At 61.3% G+C, this 20,769-nt stretch carries 19 protein-coding genes; 17 read left to right on the top strand and 2 right to left on the bottom strand.

The features are described 5' to 3' along the window. From AC1DN0_RS29805 to AC1DN0_RS29860, 12 genes are all read left to right on the top strand, one after another. The coding region (locus AC1DN0_RS29805; protein WP_477146214.1) for a glycosyltransferase at positions 1 to 636 on the top strand (636 nt) is incomplete at its 5' end. Positions 637 to 767: 131 nt separating this feature from the next. Continuing rightward, entirely contained in the window at positions 768 to 1,811 is a 1,044-nt protein-coding gene (locus AC1DN0_RS29810; protein WP_441625873.1) for a polysaccharide biosynthesis protein, read from the top strand. Positions 1,812 to 1,952: 141 nt separating this feature from the next. Next, the gene (locus AC1DN0_RS29815; RefSeq protein ID WP_477146215.1) at positions 1,953 to 2,729 is read left to right on the top strand and encodes a polysaccharide biosynthesis C-terminal domain-containing protein; all 777 of its coding nucleotides are present in this window, start codon (positions 1,953 to 1,955) and stop codon (positions 2,727 to 2,729) included. 11 nt (positions 2,730 to 2,740) lie between these two features. After that, positions 2,741 to 3,871, top strand: a complete 1,131-nt coding sequence (wecB, locus tag AC1DN0_RS29820; protein WP_477111139.1) for a non-hydrolyzing UDP-N-acetylglucosamine 2-epimerase — start codon at positions 2,741 to 2,743, stop codon at positions 3,869 to 3,871. Between the two features lie 3 nt (positions 3,872 to 3,874). After that, a complete protein-coding gene (locus tag AC1DN0_RS29825; protein ID WP_477146216.1) occupies positions 3,875 to 4,222 on the top strand; it encodes a hypothetical protein in 348 nt (115 codons plus the stop codon). After that, entirely contained in the window at positions 4,198 to 4,869 is a 672-nt protein-coding gene (locus AC1DN0_RS29830) for a glycosyltransferase family 4 protein (RefSeq protein WP_477146217.1), read from the top strand. The genes AC1DN0_RS29825 and AC1DN0_RS29830 overlap by 25 nt, the downstream gene beginning before the upstream one ends. After that, positions 4,866 to 5,474, top strand: a complete 609-nt coding sequence (locus tag AC1DN0_RS29835; protein ID WP_441625742.1) for a sugar transferase — start codon at positions 4,866 to 4,868, stop codon at positions 5,472 to 5,474. The genes AC1DN0_RS29830 and AC1DN0_RS29835 overlap by 4 nt, the downstream gene beginning before the upstream one ends. Before the next feature lie 3 nt (positions 5,475 to 5,477). Continuing rightward, entirely contained in the window at positions 5,478 to 6,128 is a 651-nt protein-coding gene (locus AC1DN0_RS29840; RefSeq protein ID WP_441625740.1) for an acetyltransferase, read from the top strand. 12 nt (positions 6,129 to 6,140) lie between these two features. Next, positions 6,141 to 7,319 (top strand): DegT/DnrJ/EryC1/StrS family aminotransferase, encoded by a 1,179-nt coding sequence (locus AC1DN0_RS29845; protein ID WP_441625738.1) that lies wholly within the window; start codon positions 6,141 to 6,143, stop codon positions 7,317 to 7,319. 78 nt (positions 7,320 to 7,397) lie between these two features. Continuing rightward, positions 7,398 to 8,054 carry a phosphatase PAP2 family protein gene (locus AC1DN0_RS29850; protein WP_441625736.1) on the top strand — a complete coding sequence of 219 codons (657 nt, stop codon included), beginning with the start codon at positions 7,398 to 7,400 and terminating at the stop codon, positions 8,052 to 8,054. 517 nt (positions 8,055 to 8,571) lie between these two features. Next, on the top strand, positions 8,572 to 8,859 hold the full coding sequence (locus AC1DN0_RS29855; RefSeq protein ID WP_477103402.1) for a hypothetical protein: 288 nt from the start codon (positions 8,572 to 8,574) through the stop codon (positions 8,857 to 8,859). A 463-nt stretch (positions 8,860 to 9,322) separates the two neighbouring features. Then, the gene (locus AC1DN0_RS29860; RefSeq protein ID WP_441625732.1) at positions 9,323 to 10,210 is read left to right on the top strand and encodes a transcriptional regulator; all 888 of its coding nucleotides are present in this window, start codon (positions 9,323 to 9,325) and stop codon (positions 10,208 to 10,210) included. On the opposite strand, the gene AC1DN0_RS29865 is transcribed toward AC1DN0_RS29860, so the two are convergent. Beyond that, positions 10,148 to 11,284 carry a helix-turn-helix domain-containing protein gene (locus AC1DN0_RS29865; protein ID WP_441625730.1) on the bottom strand — a complete coding sequence of 379 codons (1,137 nt, stop codon included), beginning with the start codon at positions 11,282 to 11,284 and terminating at the stop codon, positions 10,148 to 10,150. The two genes, AC1DN0_RS29860 and AC1DN0_RS29865, sit on opposite strands and share 63 nt — an antisense overlap. Positions 11,285 to 11,374: 90 nt before the next feature. Further along, positions 11,375 to 13,378 (bottom strand): polysaccharide biosynthesis protein, encoded by a 2,004-nt coding sequence (locus tag AC1DN0_RS29870; RefSeq protein WP_441625728.1) that lies wholly within the window; start codon positions 13,376 to 13,378, stop codon positions 11,375 to 11,377. 1,096 nt (positions 13,379 to 14,474) lie between these two features. Between AC1DN0_RS29870 and AC1DN0_RS29875 the strand changes: the two genes are divergently transcribed. From AC1DN0_RS29875 to AC1DN0_RS29895, 5 genes are all read left to right on the top strand, one after another. After that, positions 14,475 to 15,116, top strand: a complete 642-nt coding sequence (locus AC1DN0_RS29875; protein WP_441625726.1) for an XpsR family transcriptional regulator — start codon at positions 14,475 to 14,477, stop codon at positions 15,114 to 15,116. Positions 15,117 to 15,493: 377 nt separating this feature from the next. Continuing rightward, a complete protein-coding gene (locus AC1DN0_RS29880; RefSeq protein WP_477111140.1) occupies positions 15,494 to 17,209 on the top strand; it encodes a hypothetical protein in 1,716 nt (571 codons plus the stop codon). 173 nt (positions 17,210 to 17,382) lie between these two features. Next, positions 17,383 to 18,495, top strand: a complete 1,113-nt coding sequence (locus AC1DN0_RS29885) for a hypothetical protein (protein ID WP_441625722.1) — start codon at positions 17,383 to 17,385, stop codon at positions 18,493 to 18,495. A 487-nt stretch (positions 18,496 to 18,982) separates the two neighbouring features. Beyond that, a complete protein-coding gene (locus AC1DN0_RS29890) occupies positions 18,983 to 19,906 on the top strand; it encodes an EAL domain-containing protein (RefSeq protein WP_441625720.1) in 924 nt (307 codons plus the stop codon). A gap of 171 nt (positions 19,907 to 20,077) precedes the next feature. Continuing rightward, on the top strand, positions 20,078 to 20,650 hold the full coding sequence (locus AC1DN0_RS29895) for a nitrogen fixation protein NifQ (RefSeq protein ID WP_441625718.1): 573 nt from the start codon (positions 20,078 to 20,080) through the stop codon (positions 20,648 to 20,650). Positions 20,651 to 20,769: the final 119 nt, after the last annotated feature.

Genomic DNA, 20,769 nt, shown 5'->3' on the forward strand with positions numbered 1-20,769 from the left:
GACCTGTTGCCGATGGCTCTGGAACCGTTGGAGAGCCAGCGCTCTCAAAATTTGAGTCAACACGGAGGGGAGAGGGAGTTGCGGATTTGTTTTCTTTCTCGCATTGTGCCAATGAAGAATCTGGACTATGCGTTGAGAGTCCTCTCTCGAGTGGGAGTGTCGGTAGTATTTGACATATATGGCCCCCAAGAGGAAGCCTCGTATTGGCTTGAATGTCAAAGATTAATTGATGAATTGCCAAGGAATATCGCGGTCACGGTGCACGGAAGTGTGGAGCACAGGGACGTTGCACGGACACTGGCTCAATACGATCTGTTCTTCCTGCCAACTCGTGGGGAAAATTTTGGTCACGTAATTTTTGAGGCCTTGCGGGTTGGGACTCCTGTTCTGATTAGCAATGAAACACCGTGGCGCCAGCTTGATGAGCGTGGTGTTGGTTGGGAGTTTCCACTTTCTGACCCGGGCTCGTTTGCCAATGCGATCGAAGCGCTGAGCACCTGGAGCTCGGTGGAATTGGATTCGGCGAGAGCTCGCGCGAAAATTTATGCTGAAGAAGTGGGCGCTAGTGGTGAGGTTAGAGCCGCAAATATACAGCTATTTAATAGGGTGGTTGAATCGAGTATCTGTTTTGGCTGAGTTTCAGAGATATTTTCGATTGATGGTTGGGGGGGGCGCTGGTATTCGATGGTTGTGGGAAAGAATATTTGTTCGGGTTGAATCCAGGCTGAGTTTTTTTGTTCGAATTGCTGGTGGGAGTTAATTTTAAAATGTTCGATAATGAGACGCTTCTTATAACGGGTGGAACGGGATCGTTCGGAAACGCGGTACTAAAGCGTGTATTGGACTCTAATTTGTCAGAAATTAGGATATTTAGCCGGGACGAGAAGAAGCAAGATGACATGCGGAAGCGCTACAGCCATCCGAAGCTTAAGTTCTATATTGGTGATGTACGCGATATGCGCAGCGTTACAGCTGCCATGCGCGGGGTGGACTACGTCTTTCATGCTGCTGCGTTGAAACAGGTACCGTCTTGTGAGTTTCACCCCATGCAGGCCTTGGGTACCAATGTGTTAGGCACAGAGAACGTGCTTGAGGCAGCAGTTAGTGCGGGGGTAAAGCGGGTGGTCTGCCTTAGCACCGATAAGGCCGTATACCCCATCAACGCGATGGGTATTAGCAAGGCAATGATGGAGAAGGTCATGGTCGCCGCTAGTCGAAACCTGGAGGGAACGGGTACCGTAATCTGTGGTACGCGCTACGGCAACGTTATGGCGTCGCGCGGGTCGGTAATTCCGCTTTTTGTAGCACAGGTATTGGCGGGTCAACCCATCACAGTGACCGATCCCGGCATGACTCGCTTCATGATGACGCTTGGCGATGCAGTGGAACTTGTACTGTACGCGTTCGAGCACGGAAGCAATGGCGATATCTTCGTGCAGAAGGCACCGGCGGCTACTGTACAAGTGCTCGCTCAGGCCATACTCGGCTTGATGAGAAAGCCCGATCATGAGGTACGGGAGATCGGTACGCGTCATGGCGAGAAGCTGTATGAGGCGCTGCTAAGTCGCGAGGAGATGGCCTGTGCGGAAGATAGGGGAGAGTACTTTCGGGTCCCCCCTGATGGACGTGATTTGAACTACGCCAAGTTCGTAGAGGAAGGTGAGCGGCGCATTACCAGGAGTACTCATGGCGAAGACTACAACTCGCACAATACAACCCGCCTGGATGTCGAGGAGATGAAGGCATTGTTGCTCAAACTTGACTTCATGCAGCGCATATCGCGTGGAGAGCACGCTGTGGCGGAGGATTGACGCTATGAAAGTGCTGATTACCGGAGCCGATGGCTTTGTGGGAAAGAACTTGCGGCTGCACCTTGGCGAGCGTAATGACGTGCATGTCACAGCTTTTACGCGCGCCGACGACTTGACTGACTTACCCTGGCCGAAGAGGCGTTGTGGCAGCTCGCCAGCAGTCACCAAGTCGCGGTGTATGTCTTTCGGCTACCCAATGTCTTCGGTAAATGGTGCAAACCAAACTACAACTCAGCTGTAGCGACCTTCTGCCACAACATCGCGCGTGATCTTCCGATCCAGGTCAACGATCCTGCCGCGACCGTGACCCTGGTATACGTAGACGACGTGATTGAGCGTTTTGTGCAGTTGATGGATGGCTCGGACCCCGTTGTGGATGGAGATGGCTTTGCGACACTGGCTCCACAGTACACCACCACGGTGGGTGAACTGGCAGCTCAGATCCAGGCCTTCAAGGATAGCCGTGCAACGCTGCTGACCGAGCGCGTAGGAACTGGACTGGTGCGGGCGCTATACGCTACCTACGTCAGCTATCTGCCGGTGGATTCATTCGCGTACCCGGTCCCGCAATATGGCGATCCGCGCGGCGTGTTCGTGGAAATGCTGAAGACGCCGGACGCCGGCCAGTTTTCCTTCTTCACGGCGCATCCCGGGATCACGCGGGGCGGTCACTATCACCACAGCAAGACCGAGAAATTCCTGGTGATCAAGGGCCAGGCGCGGTTCAAGTTTCGCCATATGCAGACCGGCCAGGCACATGAACTGGTCACATCCGGCGAGAACCCTGAGATTGTGGAGACCGTGCCGGGCTGGACGCACGATATCACCAATATCGGTTCCGACGAGATGATCGTCATGCTCTGGGCGAACGAGGTGTTCGATCGCGCCCGGCCCGACACCTTTGCGTGTCCGTTGTAAGCACAAGCCCTATGCATAAGCTAAAAGTCATGACTGTGGTCGGGACACGGCCGGAAATCATTCGCCTCTCGCGCGTTCTGGCGCGACTGGATGAGTACTGCGACCATGTGTTGGTGCATACCGGTCAAAACTACGACTACGAACTGAACCAGATCTTTTTTGATGATCTGGGTATTCGCAAGCCGGACCATTTTCTTGATGCCGCAGGAGGTTCCGCGGCAGAGACTATCGGAAACATCATCATTGCCGTCGATGCCGTGCTGGCGGCAGAGAAGCCGGATGCGGTGCTGGTTCTCGGCGACACCAATAGTTGCATGGCTGTTTTGCCGGCGAAGCGACGCAAGGTCCCGGTGTTCCACATGGAGGCGGGGAATCGATGCTTCGATCAGCGCGTGCCGGAGGAAATCAATCGCCGGATCGTCGATCATACGGCGGACATCAATCTTACGTACAGTTCCATTGCCCGCGAGTATCTGCTGCGTGAAGGCTTGCCGCCGGATATGGTAATCAAGACGGGCAGCCCGATGTCCGAGGTATTGACGCACTACTGGCCGGGCATCGAGCGCTCCGATGTGCTGAACCGGCTGGAGTTGGCGGATGGACGCTTTTTTGTCGTGAGCGCGCATCGCGAAGAGAACATTGAGTCCGATTCGAATTTCGGGAAATTGGTCAATGTCTTGAACACCGTGGCGGAGGACTATGGTCTGCCGGTTATTGTGTCGACTCACCCCCGCACGCAGAAGCGTGTGGATGCCATTGGTGCGAAGTTTCATTCCAATGTGCAATTGCTGAAACCGCTCGGCTTTACGGATTACAACAGGTTGCAGGTTGCCGCCAAGGCGGTACTGTCCGATAGCGGGACTATCAACGAGGAGTCTTCCATCCTGAACTTCCCGGCACTGAATCTGCGCGAGGCGCATGAGCGGCCGGAGGGCATGGAGGAGGCGGCCGTGATGATGGTCGGCCTCGAGGTTGAGCGTGTCATGCAAGGCATTGCGATCCTGGCGGACCAGCCTCGTGGCGAAGGCCGGCTTCTGCGTCAGGTGGCGGACTACAGCATGCCGAATGTTTCGGACAAAGTACTTCGCATCCTGCACAGCTATACCGACTACGTGAACCGCGTAGTGTGGAAGAAGTACTGACGCATGGTCACTCGGATTCTGTTGCTGACGCAGTGGTTCGACCCTGAGCCGACTTTCAAGGGCATGGTATTTGCGCGTGAGCTGGTGCGTCAGGGCTTTGAAGTGGAGGTACTGACGGGTTTTCCGAACTACCCCAGCGGAAAGGTGTACCCAGGCTATCGAATCAGGCTACTGCAGCGTGAAGTGATCGACGGCGTGCAGGTGACGCGCGTCCCCCTGTATCCCAACCACGATCAGTCCGCAATCAAGCGGGTGTTGAACTACGTGAGTTTTGCTGCGTCGTCTCTTATATACGGCTTATTCATGGCCTTCTCGTGCAGCGCAGCGTGCCTGCCGCAAAGATCGACGTGATCTACAACTGGGCCGACGAGGCCGCATTGGCTGCACCAAGCGGCAGACTGCCGAATGAATTTCCCGGAGGGGAGAGGTTCCGAATCCTCTTTGCCGGCAACATGGGTAAGGCTCAGGCGCTTGACTCGGTGCTGGATGCCGCAGCGCTGCTGCAGGCAAGGGACTCGCGCGTGTGTTTCGTCATGCTTGGTGGCGGGGTTGAGGTTGACCGGCTGAAKGCACGGGCTGCCGAGTTGCAGTTGGGGAATGTCGTTTTCTTGCCGCCGGTGCCGATGGCCGAGGTGGGAACCGTGCTGAACGCAGCGGACGCCCTCCTTGTACATCTTCGCAAGGATCCGCTGTTCCGGATAACCATCCCCTCGAAGACGCAGGCGTACATGACTGCGGGGAAACCGCTCCTGATGGCGGTGGATGGAGATGCGGGCGATCTGGTCGCGCGATCGGGGGCGGGAATGGCTACCGAATCCGAGAACCCGGAGACGCTGTCGATCGCAGCCGAATCTCTGGCCGCGCTGTCGGCCGAGGAGTTGCAGAGGATGGGGAATGGGGCGAAGCGCTTTTACCAGGACCACCTAGCGCTGGCCGTAGGTGCTGCCAGGTTCGGTGCCATTTTCCGGCGGTTGACGTTAAATACTCCTTCAAGATGAAACGACTTTTTGACATCGTTTTAGCCGCGGCGGCTTTGCTGGTGCTCGGGGTTCCGCTTTTGTTCCTGATATGGCAGGTGAGACGGAAGCTCGGCAGCCCTGTGTTCTTTCGACAGACGCGGCCCGGCTTGCACGGTAAGTCATTTCAGATGGTCAAGTTCCGCACCATGACGGATGCGCGCGGGCCAGGCGGGCAGTTGCTCTCGGATGCGGAGCGTTTGACGCCTTTTGGCCGTTTCCTTCGCGCCACTAGTCTGGACGAGCTCCCCGAACTGTGGAACGTACTCAAGGGTGATATGAGTCTGGTAGGTCCGCGCCCGCTACTCATGGACTACTTGCCTCTGTACACGCCAGAGCAAGCGCGCCGCCACGAGGTTCGTCCCGGTATTACGGGCTGGGCGCAGATCAACGGCCGGAATGCGCTGTCCTGGGAGCAGAAATTCGTTTTGGATACCTGGTATGTAGACCATCGTACGTTTTGGCTGGATCTGAAAATCCTGGCCTTGACGGTAAAGAAGGTGCTGGTGCGCGACGGGATCAGCGCAACCGGCGAAGCCACCATGACGCGGTTCACCGGTGTCCCGGCCAATGAACAAAAGGAGTAAGCGATGAGGTTGATTGGAATCTATGGCGCAAGCGGATTCGGGCGCGAAGTCATGCCCCTGGCGCGCGGGCAATTGACGGCTGCCGGAACCGGACCGTTTGAGCTGGTGTTCGTGGACGACGGAGAGAATGCGCCGCTAAGCAATGGCCATCGGGTGCTGTCGTATGCGCAGTTCCTGGAGGTACCCGCGGCCAAAAAACAGCTTGGCTTCGCGATCGCTGACAGCCAGGTACGAGAACGGCTGGCATTGCGTGCGGAGCAGGATGGCGTTGGTTGCATCGACATACTTGCATCCAACGCGGTGATGCTGGATGACGTCAGCATCGGCGCCGGCGCGGTGATTTGTCCGTTCGTGACCCTGACGAGCAACATCCGGATTGGCAAGCAATTTCACGCCAATCTCTATGCCTACGTTGCCCACGATTGCGTCATCGGGGATTACGTGACCTTCGCTCCGGGAGTCAAGTGCAATGGCAACGTGTTGATTGAAGACCACGCCTATATCGGAACCGGCGCGGTACTCAAGCAGGGCAAGCCAGGCAAGCCGCTGGTTATTGGCCGTGGCGCGGTGGTTGGCATGGGCGCCGTGGTAACGCGTGATGTGCCCGCTGGCACGACGGTAGTGGGTAATCCCGCGCGCCCGATGGTCAAGTGAGAGGGAAGCGAAATGCTGAATACCGGATTTTCACCTTGGCCGAGTTTTTCGCCCGAGGAGATGGCGAGCGTGCAAGCCGTGCTGGCGTCCAACAAAGTCAATTACTGGACCGGCACCGAAGGCCGTGAATTCGAACGCGAATTCGCCGCCTGGGTAGGCGTGGAACACGCCGTCGCACTGGCCAACGGTACCCTGGCTCTGGACGTGGCCCTGAAGGCGCTGGACATTGGCGCTGGCGACGAGGTGATAGTCACCTCCCGTACCTTCCTGGCTTCCGTATCCAGTATCGTACTGGCTGGTGCCACGCCAGTCTTCGCCGACGTGGATCGCGATGACCAGAACATTACCGCCGAGACTGTGCGGGCGGTGCTGAGCCCACGTACCAAGGCCATCCTCTGCGTGCATCTCGCGGGCTGGCCCTGCGATATGGATCCCATCATGGCGCTGGCCAAGGAGCATGGTCTTGCGGTGATCGAAGATTGTGCCCAGGCGCATGGTGCGTTCTACAAAGGGCGGGCTGTAGGCTCAATCGGTCATGTCGGCGCCTGGTCTTTCTGCCAGGACAAGATCATGACGACTGGCGGCGAAGGCGGCATGGTGACGACGAACGACCGTGATCTGTGGGCGCGCATGTGGGCTTACAAGGACCATGGCAAGAGCTACGAGGCGGTCTACGAGCGGGAGCATCCGCCGGGCTTCCGCTGGTTGCATGAGTCCTTTGGCACCAACTGGCGCATGCTGGAGATCCAGGCGGCAATCGGCCGTATCCAGGTGAGGCGCATGGCGGACTGGACCGCACGGCGTACGGCGAACGCCATGACGCTGGCCGAGGCACTGAAGCCGTGCAAGGCGCTGAGGGTACCCCTGCCGCCGGCAGGCGTGGAGCATGCCTGGTACAAGTTCTATGCGTTCGTGCAACCCAAGTCATTGGCCGAAGGCTGGGATCGGGACCGGATCATGGCGGAGATCAACGCAGCGGGGGTGCCGTGCTATTCGGGTTCCTGCTCCGAGGTTTATCTGGAAAAGGCGTTCGATGGTACGGGATGGCGTCCGGCCGAGCGTTTGCCAGTGGCGAAGGAACTGGGCGAGACCAGCCTGCTGTTCCTGGTGCATCCGACCTTGACCGAGGCAGAGATTGCGCGGACCGCACAGGCGGCTCGCGCGGTGGTGGAGCGGGCTACGCGTGGTTGACAGGGGGCACACGAAGGCGGGAAGGACGCGCGCGGCTTGTCCGGACCGGCGGGCACGTGTTGATGCGGGCGCCCGGTCATGACGCTGTGGGCACATGTCATTCCGCTCGGCGATAGCACGTGGACTTTGCCGCTTGCCGTGTCTATCGCCGTTGCCTTGCTGCTTGGCGGGGATCGGGCACGCGCCATCCGTTGGCTGGCCTGTTTGGGTGCCGGCATCGCGGTGATTGTTGCCGGCAAGCTGGCGTTCGATCTAGGCGGCTGGTGTTTGCCGTCGATCGGCTTCTACAGTATCAGCGGCCATGCGATGCAGACCACGGCAATCTATCCGCTGCTGTTCATGATGCTCTTTTCCGCCGCCGGGCCTCAAGCCGCGCGATGGGGATTCCTGCTGGGGTTGGCGGCATCGATGTTCATGGCGGTGACGCTGCTGGCCGGCAACTATCACACGCTGTCTGAAACGCTGGCTGGCATGGCAGTCGGCGCGATGGTTGTTTGCACGTATCTGCGCTGGCAGCCGAACTTGCGCCCGGCGCATCTGTCCTTACTCGTCGCGTTGCCGGTTGCCGTGGTGCTGCTGGTTGATATGCATGGCACGGTCAACCCGACCAAGGCGGCGCTCTGGCAGCGCGCGGCGGTGTGGCTCGGTGCCACCGAACAATATACGCGGCAGATCTATACGGATCCAGTCAACGGTACGCGGCGGGTATCTGTACGGCTGCGTAGACTTTCTTAAACCCCGGGCGCGTCATCGTTGCCCCGCGCGGGCGGTGTCCCTTCGCATCGACGTGCCCGCAATCCCGGTTTTGCGCAACGGTGCGGCCATTCGCGCTATACTCCGATCGCCATCGAAACAGCGATGACCGGGATTGGCGTCCCGAAGTACAGGCGGACAAGCCGCCAAGTTGCGGCTTTTTTCACGTCCGTTGAGCACGGCATTGCCTCCTATGGGCGGGCCGTGTGGGGGGCCGAAAGGCCCGCCAGATCCTGTACCTGGTACGCCAACCCGCACGGTTCCGCCCCCCCCGATTGGCGTCGGGGAGCGGTTCGATAACCGTTGTACAGGAGGTCTCTCATGGCGAATCTCGCCTGTAGTGCTCGTTCGTGCATTTTCCGCATTTCCATTCGTACAAGTCCGCCCGTTACCTTGCCTCACCGCACGCCCGAATGTAGCCGTGGCGATCTGCTGCGCGTTGCTGTCGTGCATTCGTGGTTCGCGAGGAAGGTTCAACAGCAAGCACAAGGTCGCGGCCATGCATGAAGTCACACGATATGGTGTCACCGCGTGCCGGTCGGGGCGTAACACCTCTCTTACAACCTGCGCCAAACTCGAATCTCCCGCCGAACTCGCCGCCGCTAAAGCCGCGCACCTTCACGCCTTGTTGCTCATGACACATGGCAACTGCCTTGAGCGATTCGTCAGCATGGATGCGAACATTCAGGAGAGCCTGCTTTCCCTGGCGGCGGATCTTGCATTGCAGATTTCGGCACTGAGTGAACTGGCGCTTGTGGACGTGCCGGATCAATCCACTTCTGTTTGACAGCTACCACCCATTTGGGTGAATAACGGATGCAAATCGGCCTCGCGGGGTTCTCGGAGCGCCTCGAGGCCGTACGCCGCATTCTGTTACACATCCACGGAGCATCGCCAGATCCGAATGGCGCATCTTGACCTGGCTTGCTCCACTTCGGTGCGAAGGAACTCGGGCCGCGCCATGCCGCTGTTCGTGCGGGTGCCTATGCCGGATTTTGTCTTCAATGTATCCGGGCGGATACCCAGGATTACATGTTCAGGCCGCCAAAAAGTGAGACGCACGGTCAAGTATCTCCGGCGGGCGGCATTATCCTGCCTGCGGATTTTGCTTCGAGCGCCTGGTGCCGCATCCGCCGAAGGCCGTGACTGGTTCTGCCTCTGGTTGAGTTGTGTCGGGCTCCCGTGCGGGGAACGGGCGAAGGAGCAAAGCCGTTYAGCAATTGCCACAAACGCCAGCCCCTGCCGGACCTATGGAAATTCATCAAAGTGCATTTACCCGCGAGCAGTTCGACGCCTATTTCGCGTCGTATGCGGGCATGGAAGGCGGGAACCCCGCGGCCGCCGTATGGTTTTGCGAGTTTTCACCCAGTGGCGTCGAGACGCCACTGAGCGATTCGCTGCGGCCTTTACCGCAGCCTCATGCATGGGACGAGGCATTTCGCCGCCGGCACCGGCAGGATATGGCGCGCTGGCAGACGCATCAGCGCATTGCCCGGATCATGGCGGCGGCACGCGAGAAGATACTCTACGGGCGCTCCGGAGGAGGCGACTGGCGGCAGTACCTGGAGGAGATGCTCTACCGGCCATGCGGCTGGGAGTTCAAGCTGAACCTCTTTCCCCTTGCAATCCGGCCGGAAGGCAGGCTCCCCTGGTCCAAGCTTTATCAGGGCCAGCCGGAGCTGAATCCCAAGCAGCGCTATTTCGATCTGTGCCGGGACGGAGGGCGGTTCCGGTTTATCGGTGGCTTGTGCCGCCGGATGCGTCCCAAGGTGGTGGTGTGCCTGGGCGAGCGCCATGCCGACGATTTTCTGAAGGCCTTCGGCATGCAGGGGATTCCGGCAGTCGAGCACTTGCTCAAGCCGGCTGACCAGGCCAGGACTCTGCAGGTCTATATGCGGCAGGGCACCACGCTTATCGTCTGCCCGGCCGTTGCCGGTAGCGCCGGCCTAAGCTCCGACGTTTTGCTCAACGCCCTGGGGTGCTTCATCAGCCACTGGCTGTCGCACGAGGATTTTGCGGAGCGTGTCGATACGCACGCGCCGGACGCGCGCGGCGACATGAAGCCAGCGCCCGCGTCATGGTCCGCGGTACACGCCGTCGTTGGCGCTCCGCTCATGGCTTGTCAGATGTCGGCGTAGCCAGCGCTCATAGTCCTGGCCCTGTACCCTGAGGGCGGCGCGCATCAGCTCTTCGCGGCGCGGGCTGGCGGCCTCGATACGCAGGTCGCTCGGCGACATGCCGTAGGCGCGCCGAAACGCGCGCGTGAAATCCGATGCGCTGGAGAAGCCCAGCCCGTAAGCAATCTCGATCACCGGCAGATTGGGAAACCGCACCAGTTCCGACGCCGCCGCGCGCAGCTTGCGCTTGCGGATGTACGCGTGTACGCCGCCTTCGTGCTCGAACAGCCGATACAGCGAAGGCCGGGAAATGTTCATCGCCGCCAGCAAGCCGGTGGGCGATATATCCGGCTGGTGGGCGCCGTGGTCAATCAGGCGGCGGGCTCGCGCGAGCATGGCGTTGCGGGTGGCGGAACGCGCGTCGCCTTCCAGCCGCGCGGCTTTGCGGAAGGCGGCCACGAGCAGATGGATGGCTTCGCGCAAGGCCGGTGTGGCCTGCTCTGGTGTCATGCGCGGGAGTTCGCGGGCCAGCACGGTCACGTGCTCGACCGCGAGCATCGTCATTGGCGTGTTGGCCTCCACAATGCGGCCGTGCGCCGACTCGGCATCGGGAAAGACGGCGTCCATCAGCGGGCGCGGCATAAAGAACGAGAGGGCGTGCGAGGGGTCGCGCACCAGGCGCGCGGGCTGGCCCAGATCCGTCAGCAGGATGCCGCCGTGGCGCGGCGTGGGATTGCGCCGCCGGCCTTCGACCAGGCCCGCATTGCCGCCGATAAACACCTGGAACACATAGTGCCGCATGGCGTCGGTGGAGATCCGCGCCACCGTGCGGTGCAGGTTGACGCCGTCGCAGCGGCAGTCGGTGAAGACCATGTCCTCGACCAGGTACCTGTCGATCGCCGCCGCGAAGGGGCGGGCGACTTGTTCTTTCGTCAGGTTCAGGTCGATGACATGGCCTACGCGATCGCGCCAGGCCAGGATCTGGCCGGCGGATGACCGGGTCCCGGTTGCGGTGCCGACTTCAAAGCGGGTGTGCGGTATGCCGGAGGCGGGCTCCGGCGGCGGTTGCGGCTGGGCGAGTCTGTACGCAGTCATGGCATTGGAATTGCAGCCTGGTAATCAGGCTGCGGCGCGATCCAATGTACAGGAAACCGCTGGACTCCGTACAGACCCGCTTGCGCGAGGTCAGCCTGCCTTGGCTTGCTTGGCGTTCAGTTCCGCGAAATCCGCCAGCACCTCCTCCGGCCCGCGCACGCGGGCACCGAAGGGGAAGGGCAGCAGTACGCGCGGACGCGGCGCCTTGCTTCTCTTGCCATCCAGGGAGCTGTAGGGCGCGTACTCCGGCACGATCGCTTGTACCAGGCTCTGGATCTTGAGCGGATCGCGCGTGTCGCAGGCGGCGAACAGGGCGGCCAGCAGATCGTGCAGCGTCTCCTCTTCGGTGGAGTGCTCTTTTGCACACATGATGCGTTCGTGCGAACTGGGGATGACGCCCTCGCCAATCAGCAGTTCTTCATAGAGTTTCTCGCCCGGGCGCAGGCCTACCACCTTGATCTCGATATCGCCGCCGGGATTGTCCCTGGTCTTTTCCTGCAGTCCGGACATATCGATCATGGTACGTGCCAGGTCCACGATGCGTACAGGGTCTCCCATGTCCAGCACGAACACCTCGCCGCCCTTGGCCATTGCGCCTGCCTGGATCACCAGTTGCGCCGCCTCGGGGATCAGCATGAAGTAGCGGACCACGTCGGCGTGGGTGATCGTGATCGGCCCGCCGGATTCGATTTGCCGGCGGAACAATGGCACGACCGAGCCGGATGAACCCAGCACGTTGCCAAAGCGCACCATCGAGAAGGTGGTGCGGGTGCGCGGACGCGCGGCGGCGGCCTGGAAGACCAGTTCGGCCATGCGCTTGCTCGCGCCCATGACGTTGGTCGGGCGTACCGCCTTGTCGGTCGAGACCAGGACGCAAGTCTCCACGCCGTACATGTGGGCGATATCGGCGACGGTCAGCGAACCCAGCACATTGTTGCGGATGCCTTCCGGCATGTTCGACTCGACCAGCGGCACATGCTTATACGCGGCGGCGTGGTAGATGGTATCGACACGGCTCTGGCGTATCGCGGCCGTGACGGCCTCGGGATCGCACACCGAGCCGATGCGCGCCGATATGTCCAGCCCCGGAAAGAGCTGCCGCAATTCCTGTTCGATCGTGTACAGCGCGTACTCGGAGTGTTCGAACAGGACCAGCTTGCGCGGTTCCTGCGTGGCGATCTGCCTGCACAGTTCGCTGCCGATCGAGCCGCCGGCTCCTGTCACCATCACAACCTTGCTGCGCGTGCACTTGGCAAACAGGCTTTTGTTGGGGGGCACCGGCTCGCGGCCAAGCAGATCCTCGATACGGATTTCGCGGATGGATTGCGTGGTGATCTTGCCATCCACCAGTTCCAGCAGCGTGGGCAGGGTGCGCACTTCCACTGCCTGGGTGCGCAGGCTTTCCACCACTTCACGGCGGCGCTCGGGCGAAGCCGACGGAATGGCCAGCACGACTTCGTCGATATTCAGCCGGCCCAGCTGTTCGGTCAGCCGCTTGGCGTCATAGACGGGCAGGCCGGCCACGATCTTGTTGTTCAGCGTGATGTCGTGATCGAAGAAGCAAAGCACCTGGTGATCGGGGCTGGCACGCATCGCAAGGGCAAGCTGGAAGCCAGCCTCGCCGGCGCCGAAGATCGCAAGGCGCGCCACCTTGCTGCGGTTCTTGCGGTAATGCGAGGTGCGCAGCAGCGCGCGTGCCAGGAAGCGTGAGATGACGACATAGGCAAACGCGATAAACCAGTAGATCAGCAAACCGGTGCGCGGCAGGTAGTCGTCCTGAATCAGCAGGGACAAGAGATAAGTCAGTCCGATCAGCGCGGCCAGGCTGATGCCGGACATCCACAAGACCTTGAGATCGATGAATCGCAGCACGGTGCGGTAGAGCCCGCTCAGGTAGAACACGGGGATGGTGAACAGCGCGATCGCCAGCGGTGGGAACGCGCCGTATTGATTGAGCAGGTCGGCATCTCCCTTGCGCAGGAGCAGCGCAAGCGAGAAGCACAGCGGCAGCATCATGATATCTGCCGTCACCATGAGAACGACTTTGCCACGGCGCGGTAGAGCGAGTAGCCATTGAGTAAGCGCGGATGTCATTTGCATATCCACATTGCAAATCCGGCACCGGTGATCCAGGTGCGGTAAATGATGACTGCCTGGCCTGCAGCAGGACGAGAAAAAAAGGGAATGCCACGTGAGACGAGCCGATGCTGGCTGGCTTCCCGGCAGGCTTCCTTCATCTTGCGATTGGTGCGAATAGTGCGGCGCAGCGGTAGCTACCGGTACCCTGCGGGAGAAGGGAAACAGAGGGGTGGGAGTGGCCTTGCGTTGCGACGACCACGCGCAAGCGAACTACGGATTGCCGGCGCGCACTGATCCTTTTGGAAAAGACATCGCAATTCTGATTGCCGGCTTTAAACGATTTTTCGCTAATCTGGTGCGCGATTTGTATTCCACAAGGGCGCGGTGGCGTGCGGTCTCGCATGAATTTGCTTGCGGACCGCATTTGTCATCGGCGATACACATTCCATGCCACGGGTACGGAAAGCCGCCGTGAAGACGGCGGGGCGTCGAATGGCGCTTCGTCTCGCGCGATGGGTACCCTTCGTAAGAAGGGAAAGAAGACTACCGAGAATCCCTCCAAAGGGGGGCGCGGACCGGTCAAATCTCGCGCAAAATCTCGCTCCGCCTAGTAAGTGTTTCGCGCAAACGAGATCAGGCTCTTTGGGACGGCATCGGGAACATCGCGGGTTTCACAATATATGTTCCTGAAAGCCATATCCAAAAGCAATGCACTGATTCAGACTGGTTGTGGGCAGGTCAAATCCGTCGAAGCCTGGCGTTGGCATTGTGCCGGCCGGCATCCGATACGAAGGGGGAAGGTGCGCGAGAGCGCCAGCGGTCATTGCGTTCCCCCTTCAGTGGAGTGGGTTGTCTCCATCGTTCTATTAGAGAGTTGCCGATGCATCCGAGGCGTCTCACGCCCGTCATGTCGTACAGGTAAGTTTGCCTCGGTGCGTGGGCATCTTTAATTCCACCAAGCGGTAGGGGCATGGAAATAGAACAAAAGGCAGTATTCTCACGTGAGCAGCTGGACGCGTATTTCGCGTCTTACGTTGGAATGGAAGGGGGAAATCCCGCAGGGGCCGTCTGGTTTTGCGACAGTACGCCGCATCCCTGGGTAGAGTCGCTGGTGGCGCCACTGGAGCCGCGTACGCAGCCGGGCGCCTGGGATCACGCATATCGCGACCGGCACAGGGACAGCATGGAGCGCTGGCAGTCCCATCAGAAGATCGCAAGGATCATGGCGGCGGCGCGGGCGCAGACATTCTCCTGTTCCCAGGATGAGTGCGACTGGAAGCATTACTTCGATCAACATCTCTATGCACCGAACGGCGCCGAATTCAAGCTCAGCCTTTTCCCGCTGCCGGCGCACCTGATTGGCCAGACGCCGTGGTCAAGGGCGTTTCGCGGGCAACCGGCGCTGGTGCCCAAGCAGCGCTATGTCGATCTTTGCCGCAATGGCAATCGTTTCCGCTTTATCGAAGGCATTCGCCGGCAATGGAAGCCCAAGGTGGTGGTATGCCTGGGTGAGCGGCATTTCGGCGATTTCGTGCACGCGTTCGGCCTGGAGAGCGCGCGGACTGGCAGTTATGTCCTGCAACCCGCCGACCTGGCGAAGACGCTGCGTGTGCTGGATCACGACGGTACCACCTGGATCGTGTGTCCCGCACTGGCGGGCGCGACAGGACTGACTTCCGATGTCCTGCTGGAGGCAATGGGCCGGTATATCGCACGCTGGCTTGTGCGGGAGGACTTCCCCATTCTCCATTAGCGGCATCAGCCGCATCGGGCATTCCGGGCTTATCCGGCGCGTTCGCTGTACTCGGCGAAACAACACCGGGACATGCGCGGCAGCGTTGTCAACGGCCGTGCGGGGTTGCCGGCCTTGCGTTCCCACACGCAAGGCCGCGCTTTCCCCCGCCAAGTAGGGGTGACACGGTAGTGGCGATTGTTTATCTAGTTGGGCTGGCAAAGGCACTGGCGAAGTGGTCATGCCGATTGCAGTTGCAAGAGCCAGCAAGGGTATCCATGAGAGGCGAATAGCCGGGGCGGCGAAGGGCACCACAGGCGGTGCGCTGCCCTGGTGTGGTTCGGGATCCATAGACGACGTATCGAAGTAATGACGTAGTGATTTCAGGAGCGAGAAGAGTGCAAACCAATATCAGGAATATCTTTACCCTCGGCCTTACGGCTTCCGCGGTAGCGACGCTGGTGGCCTGCGGCGGGGGCTCGGATTCACCGGCGCCCACGCCCACGCCCACACCCACGCCGGCCGCTGTGCAAGGCAAGGCGGTCGACTTCTACCTGGCGCAGGCCACGGTGACTTTTCTCGATTGCAGCAACAAGACGGCGACAACCAAGGCGAACGGGGATTTCACGTTCCCGGATGGCTGCACAACCAGCGCTCTCAAGGTGACGGGCGGTACCGACATCGGCACCAATCAGCCTTTCACCGGCGTGCTGCAGGCGCCGGCCGTGGCCTACAAGGCGGGTGTGACGCCCGTGGTCACGCCGCTGACGACCCTGGTCGCGCAACTGGGCTCCGCCCAGGCAGCGGCACTCGCGACCAAGCTTGGCCTGCAAGGCAAGGACCTCTCCACCCTGGACCCGATGAATGACGCCGCCGTGCTGAAGGCCTCGGTGGTGGTCCAGCAACTGGTGGACCAGGTCGCCAAGACGCTTGCTGGCCTGTCCAAGACCACGGGCGGCACGTTGACGGCGGAAGCTGCAGCGGCGGCAGCCGCCAGCGCAGTGGCCAGCGCGGTGAATGCAGGTTCCGGTACCGCCGACCTGACCAGCGGCGCACTGGTATCCACGGTCATCACATCGGCCGTGCAGAATGCCAAGGCAGGCTTTCCGGCCAGCGTGCAGTCCAGTATCGCCACGGTGGCGGCAAACGTGGCCGCGCTGGCCGGCCCGGTCGTGGCCAGCCAGGTCGCCAACGTGAACGCGGCCCTGGGCACCATTGTGCTGGGCGCCGACCCGGCCGCCACGCTGGCTGCCTTGCAGCAAAGCGGTTCGGTCAATGCGGTGGTGGACAGTGCCAAGTCGGCGGCGAGCAATGCGCTGGTCGCGGCGGTGACGCCGGCCGCGCTGGGCGACTCGACGCTGACGACCAAGCTGGGCGCGCTCGGCGGTGCCGTGGCAACCGGCAACGCGGGTGCGATCCAGACCGCTGCCGGCAACCTCGGTGGCAGTGTCGATTCGGGCGCCATCAATACTGTGGCAGATAGCGTCAAGCCGACCAACTTTATCCAGTTGGCTAGCCTGACCATCAACAGCCAGCTGTTCCCGATCGGCGATACGGTGACGGTGACGGGCGGCACGCTGAATGCAATCAAGGTGGCGGTCTCGCAGAGCGGCAACGCGTTCGCCGGCGGCGCTGCGGAAGTGCGTGCGGGCTTGAGCTACACATACAACGGCAGCCAGGTCGACGTGATCATCGAGAAGGTGGCGCTGACCTTCAACGGTTCGACGCTGACGGCGGCCCAGGTGCCTGCCGGCACCAACTACTCGTTCCGCATTGCCGGCACGGTTGCGGCCAGCGCGAACCTGAGCAACGGTGCTGCCGATAATCTGTTCGACAACGCCAACGGCGGCTCGTTGAACCTGCCGTTCACCGTTCTCCTTGCCAAGCTGAGGACCGCGGGGGCACTGAGCGCAACGCAGGTCGACGCGCTCACGCCGAAGTCGACCGCTACCTTCCCCGTGACATTCGCGGTGTCGGGCCAGGGCGGCAAGGCAGTCAACGTCGGCGCGCTGGTCAACGGCAGCGCGCAGAAGACGTCGGCGCAGACGGTGGAAACTGCCTCGGCAAAGGTCAGCGGCAACGGCATCAAGACCACGGTGACGCTGAATCCCTGATCGGTTGGCAGTCAGGCCCTCCCTGTAGTCCGGGGAGGGCTGCCCGGTCATTCGTCACGCGCGCCCGCAGGCGCGATGGCGGGTGACCGGCTTCTTTTTTGTGTGCAGTTTGCCGGACCACGACCCGGCCAACGCCGTGGATGAGGTCCGCCCCCTGGCCTCGGAGTCTCCCTATGCTGTTGTATCGCACGCGCTGGCTCGGCAATGCCGGCGCATTGATGCTGGGCTTGTCATGCGCTGGCGTTGCCAATGCGGCGCCCGACGATGTGTTCTTGCAGGCCGAACCCACCACGGGCGAGTTCACTGCATTTCGCGCGGAGGCCAGCTATGACATGGTCAACAACGCCATGGACATCTTCAACAGCCATGGCGGCGCGCCGGACAATGCCGGCAATTACCGCGGCGGCAAGCTGATGCTGGGCTACAAGTTCTCGCCGAAATGGTCGGGCTCCGCCACGTACTGGCGCCGCGGCATCGACTACGGGCCGGACAACAACCAGATCGATACCTGGATGCTGGCCTTGCACTACGACCCGCTGGCCGAGCCCGGCGCGCGCGACCGCCTGCTGGTGCGTTTCTCGCTATGGGGCGACCACTCGGGTAGCTTGAGCCGCTCTTCCGCCCTGAAGGTCAGGAATGCCACGTTCAACAGCGTCACGGTCAACAATGCCAATGACATTCAGGGCCAGGCCGATGTGATCTTCTCCGGTGACCTGACCGAGCGCAACAAACTGACGGGGTTTATCGGCCTGGGCGTCAGCCGTGTGACCATCGGCGGGCTCAATACGCGGTTGCAGCAGGGTGGGTGCAATTTCAACGTCGGCATCAACTCCGACAATGTCGCCAACGGCAGCCTGGCCGCGCCTTGCCGCGTTGGCAACGTCAACCTGCAGTCCGCGAGTTTCTCGACCGACGCCGGGCAGTACGGGCTCAATATCAATGACGATTTCAACTACACCGCCGGCTACCTGAACCTAGGCGGCTCGTGGCGCTGGAAGTACGAGAATTTCACTGCCAGGCTGGGCTACCAGTTCCAGTACCTGCTGCGCAGCAACGTCGATAGCCGTGCCAGCGCGTACGGCAATTCCCCGATCAAGTCGAATCACACGCTGGGGCTGGAGTTGTCGTATGCGGTGGTGAAGAACGTCGAAGTGTTCCTGCGCGGGCAGGGCTCGCTGCACAACTTCGTGGGCACCATTCCGTTTCTCTACAATGCCGCCACGGCGGGCAAGATGGACCGCTATTACGGCTATGGCTCGATTGGTATCCGCTTCTCGGGTTTTTAGGGCAAGGCTCGCGGAATTCGGGTTTCGGGGCGCGGCCGGGATTGAAGGTGCGAGATGACCGGCGTGCGCGCCAAGCGCGGCCGGCGAGGTGAATGGCAACGGGACTGGAGGGGGACGGCCTGACCCGGAAAAAGAAGGGTGTAGGTGCAGGGCGCCCCTACACCCCTTGAGTGGTTCAGCAAGGGGTCAGTCTTGCTGGGACGGATTGTCTTATGGGTTGTATTGCGTCAGTACCCTGCCTTGGTAGGTGGTCCTACTTAGGAGGGGAACCGGGGTCTGCCGTGGATGGCTGGGCGCTGAAAGAATGGGGCCGGGCGTGCATAAGGGACGGTTTTCAGGTTTGCCGTAGTTTGAAATCGCCGTTAGCGGAGCCAGTAGAGTTGCCGGGCGGCATGACGTTGTCGCGATGTGGCGTGTTCGCTTGCGGTTCCCAGGTGATGAATGTGCAGTCGTGCCCGACCGTGAAAGGGCCTTCCAGGAGCTTAGATTGCATTACGCGTTTATCAGGGGCAAGGTGTCTGCCCGCCAGGCGGCCTCGCATCCGGACGTGGCCAGCGCCGGGCCGGAGGGCGAGGGCCATGCCGCGGCAGCGCGCATGGCGCGGCTGCGGCGGTTGATGTCGCGGCCATCGGGCGCCATGGATCGCAGCCTGGATAGCGAGGAACTGCTTGTGCTCACCAGGGACGACCTGATCGGCGCCATCGAGCTCGGACATATCTACCCGGTGTTCCAGCCGCAGATCAGTGCGCAGCATGGCGGCATCGTCGGGCTGGAAGTGCTGGCGCGCTGGTCCGACAAAGGCCGGCATCATGCGCCGGAGACGTTCATCGGCAGTATCACCAGCCATGGGGTGGAAACCCTGCTGCTGGATCATTTCCTGGGTGCTTGCGGGCGCGTGCAGACTCGTTTTCCCCGCTACGCGGGCCGGTTCGCCCTTAACGTCAACCCGAGGACCGCGGCCGCCGCGGGGTTTGTCCAGGGCTTTGTGCATGCCAGCATCTCGCATGGACTGGATGTTTCGCGGGTGGTGCTCGAGCTGACCGAACAGACCCGGATCTCCCGCGAGGGCGAGGCTCGCCTGCTGGAGAACCTCAACGCGCTCTCGGCGCGCGGCATGGTGATCTCGCAGGACGATTTCGGTTCCGGCTACGCATCGCTGCAAGCCCTTGGCCTGCTGCCATTCACGCAGGTCAAGGTCGACAAGACCTTGTTGCACCGGGCGCGGCATGCCGAACGCGCCAGGCGGCTGTTCTCTTCGTCGATGGACCTGGCACGCTCGCTGGAACTGCAGACCGTGGCCGAAGGCGTGGAGAGTCCGGACGATATGGTGCTGGCAAGATCGCTTGGAGCGGACTTGCTGCAGGGATATGCCATTTCGCCGCCGGTGCCCTTCGAGAGGCTGGTGCTTTGAGCGAGCCGCCGGGCCACGGGGCACCCCTGCGCCCTGTAGAGCCTTCCATGGCCTTGCGTTGACTACCGTTATATACACCGCTATATTTCGGAAATTGGGCAATGGCCGGCTACCGCACGGCCGCCGCCAGAGCCGGCATGGCTGGCGTGTCCAACTCCACAAGGCATTGCCGTGAACCAGTCGTTGCTGATCCTTGATGCGTTTTCGCTGTCGCCTGGCGAGCCGGCATGCCGCGCGCTGGCCGGCGTGCTGGAAAGCGCCAACGCCGGCAGGCTGCCTCGGTTCGCGCAGTGGCTCGGCCTGGCTGAGCCCGAGTTCTGGCAAATGCTCGATCATTGCTTCCCCGGCGCCAGGGCGGCGGGGTGGGCGCCCGAGTCGGCGCCTGTCGATGCCGCCGCGCTGCCTTGCGAGTTTGCCGACCTGGTGGAGATGCTGGTCTCCTCGGGCGATCCGGCCCGCACGGAAACGCGCTGGGCCGCTCATGCGCTGGCCAGCGGCTGCTTTGGCGGGTCCCATCTCTGGCACGACATGGGCCTGGCCGGCAGGCACGACGTTTCGCGCTTGCTGCGGGACTACTTTCCCTCGCTCCATGCAGCCAACACCACGGACATGAAGTGGAAGAAATTCTTCTACCACGAGCTATGTCTGCGGCTGGACCTGCATCCCTGTCCTGAACCGGCTTGCGCCGGCTGCGACAATTACGCCGGCTGCCACGGCACCGAGACGGTGATCGGCTGGCATTAGGCCGGCACGCGCCCACGGGGATGCTTTCGTGCGGGTACTACATGCCGGTGCGGGTGGCCGCAGGCAGAACGCCGGTTTGCTCCCCTCTCCCATGAAATGGGAGAACAACCGGGGCCAGG

The sequence above is a fragment of the Cupriavidus sp. 05N39 genome (genome assembly GCF_056397325.1).